The sequence below is a fragment of the Cupriavidus sp. WS genome, from assembly GCF_000395345.1.
GTDB classification, from domain to species: domain Bacteria; phylum Pseudomonadota; class Gammaproteobacteria; order Burkholderiales; family Burkholderiaceae; genus Cupriavidus; species Cupriavidus basilensis_B.
In genome coordinates this window covers 1-2,573 of record NZ_AQPL01000115.1, presented here as the reverse complement: position 1 = coordinate 2,573, position 2,573 = coordinate 1, and the positions used below count along the sequence as shown (strand labels likewise).

The 2,573-nt window shown below is 71.1% G+C and carries 2 protein-coding genes; one reads left to right on the top strand and one right to left on the bottom strand.

Features of this window, described 5'->3' with window-relative positions; all coding sequences use genetic code 11:
• The first annotated feature begins 317 nt into the window (after nucleotides 1-317).
• Entirely contained in the window at nucleotides 318-1,628 is a 1,311-nt protein-coding gene (locus K206_RS0110915) for an MFS family transporter (protein WP_020202449.1), read from the top strand.
• 50 nt (nucleotides 1,629-1,678) lie between these two features.
• On the opposite strand, the gene K206_RS0110910 is transcribed toward K206_RS0110915, so the two are convergent.
• Nucleotides 1,679-2,467 carry an ImmA/IrrE family metallo-endopeptidase gene (locus K206_RS0110910; RefSeq protein ID WP_020202448.1) on the bottom strand — a complete coding sequence of 263 codons (789 nt, stop codon included), beginning with the start codon at nucleotides 2,465-2,467 and terminating at the stop codon, nucleotides 1,679-1,681.
• Between the last annotated feature and the right edge of the window lie 106 nt (nucleotides 2,468-2,573).

Here is a 2,573-nt window from a genome sequence, read left to right as displayed (position 1 = left end):
CGCGCCGCCGAAGGCGGCGCGCCCCATCGACCCATCCCCAGCATGGATCCCCCCTTCCGCGCCGAAGCCGGCGCGGCATGCGTTCGTGCCTTGTGCCGGCGCGCGGCTCGCCGCATCCGCCGCGCGAGAAAACCGGCCGTCCGGAATGTCACGCCGTGACAGGTCCATACGCGCCATGTCGCGCCGCCGCCATGCGGCGACAGGCGCGCAGGACGGCCGCGCCGGCGCAATCGCAGTACACTGGACGCCTGCATGCCGGCTTGGCCCCCGTGGCCTCCTTGGCGCGGGGCGGCATGACGAAATCAAAAAGGCAAATCATGACCGATCTCTCCGCCCCCGTTTTTACCGCTCCCCCAACCGCAGAAGAAAAACGCAAGCGCATCTACGCGATCGTCGCCGCATCGTCCGGCAACCTCGTCGAGTGGTTCGATTTCTACGTCTACGCGTTCTGCGCGATCTACTTCGCCGGCTCGTTCTTCCCCAAGTCCGACCCCACCGCGCAACTGCTCAACACCGCGGGCGTGTTCGCCGCGGGCTTCCTGATGCGCCCGATCGGCGGATGGCTGTTCGGCCGCATCGCCGACCGCCACGGCCGCAAGAACTCGCTGCTGCTGTCGGTGACGATGATGTGCGGCGGCTCGCTGCTGATCGCCTGCCTGCCCACCTATGCCAGCATCGGCGCCTGGGCGCCCGCGCTGCTGCTGGTGGCGCGGCTGCTGCAGGGCCTCTCGGTCGGCGGCGAGTACGGCACCACCGCGACCTACATGAGCGAGGTCGCGCTCAAGGGCCAGCGCGGCTTCTTTTCCTCGTTCCAGTACGTCACGCTGATCGGCGGGCAGTTGCTGGCGGTGCTGGTGGTGGTGGCGCTGCAGCAGTTCCTCGACGAGCCGGAACTCAAGGCCTGGGGCTGGCGCATCCCGTTCGTGGTCGGCGCCATCACCGCCGTGATCGCGCTGTTCCTGCGCCGCACGCTGCATGAGACCACCTCGGCCGCCACGCGCTCGAGCAAGGAAGCCGGCACGCTCACCGAGCTGTTCCGCAACCACAAGGCGGCCTTCTTCACGGTGCTCGGCTACACCGCCGGCGGCTCGCTGATCTTCTACACGTTCACCACCTACATGCAGAAGTACCTCGTCAACACGGCCGGCATGTCGATCAAGACCGCCAGCTACGTGATGACGGGCTGCCTGTTCCTCTACATGTGCATGCAGCCGCTGTTCGGCATGCTGTCGGACCGCATCGGCCGGCGCAACAACATGCTGCTGTTCGGCGCGCTCGGGGCGCTCGGCACGGTGCCGGTGATGACCGCGCTCAAGGCGGTGCACAGCCCGTTCGCCGCGTTCGTGCTGATCTCCGTGGCGCTGGCCATCGTCAGCCTCTACACCTCGATCAGCGGCATCGTGAAGGCGGAGATGTTCCCGACCGAGGTCCGCGCGCTCGGCGTGGGGCTGGCCTATGCGGTGGCCAACGCGGTGTTCGGCGGCTCGGCCGAGTACGTCGCGCTCGATCTCAAGTCGCTCGGCCACGAGTCGAGCTTCTACTGGTACGTGACGGCGATGATGGTGATCGTGTTCGCCGTCAGCTTCCGGCTGCCGCGCCAGGCGAAGTACCTGCATCACGAGCATTGAGCGGGAATTGAGCGGGCATCGATGATGCGCCGGGGACGTGGCCCCCGGCGCTAGCGCGGAAACGCCGCGGGCCGGCGCTGCCCCGCGCGCGCGGCGCCATGCCTGGGCCCGAAGGACAGGCCGATGCCGATGCCGTCTTCCCACGCCATGTGCGTGCCCGCCAGATCGGCGGCGGGCAGGCCGAACGCGGTCTCGCTGGCCCACGTGCCGAGCGGGCGGCCGTCGCATCCGAGCGTGAGCACGGCGCGCTGCGCGGTGTAGGACAGCCAGCGCCGCGCCACGTGCGGCAGCGGCAAGCCGAGGCGCTGCGCCAGCGCGGCCAGCGCGTCGAGGTCCACCGCGCCGGGCAGGTGGCGGCGGCACGCCTCCAGCGGCATCAGCAGCCGGGCCGCGAAGGCATAGGCCAGGCCGCCGGCCGATTCGTCGTCCGGCATCGCCATCAGCGCCTCGTCGGCGCATTCCACGAACTCCAGGCCGGGACCGCCAAGCAACTGGCGGCCGAGCAGGTACGCGATCATGAAGCGCGCGCGCGGCGCGGGCAGGCGGTCGCCGTAGAGGATGGTCCAGGCGCCGGTGCCGGTGCGGTAGAGCGCGCCGTCGAAGCTGCGCAGCGGCGCCGCCTGGACCGACAACACCGGATCGGCGCGGCCCAGCGCGCGGGCCGCGCCGAGCGCGAGGCGCGCGGCGTCGGGCGGCGCCTCGCCCTGCGGCATGGCGGCCGTCAACGCGGCGATGACCGGATAGCACGGGGCACGGTCGGGCCGCGCGCCACCGTCGTGGACGGCCGGCGGCAGTTCGCCGCCGGGCGCAGGAACACGGGAAGCGGCGAACGCCATCATGAGTGGTCTCCGTCGGGGCAGCAGGACTGCGCGCTCTGCGGACGCTGCGCGCGGGGGCAGCACGGGCCGCCGGGAAGGGCCGCGCGCGGCAGGGCGGGCCATGCCC

Coding starts and splice junctions, on each gene's coding strand:
- K206_RS0110915 (WP_020202449.1), top strand. CDS start 318: ATGACCGATCTCTCCGCCCCCGTTTTTACCGCTCCCCCAACCGCAGAA.
- K206_RS0110910 (WP_020202448.1), bottom strand. CDS start 2,467: ATGATGGCGTTCGCCGCTTCCCGTGTTCCTGCGCCCGGCGGCGAACTG.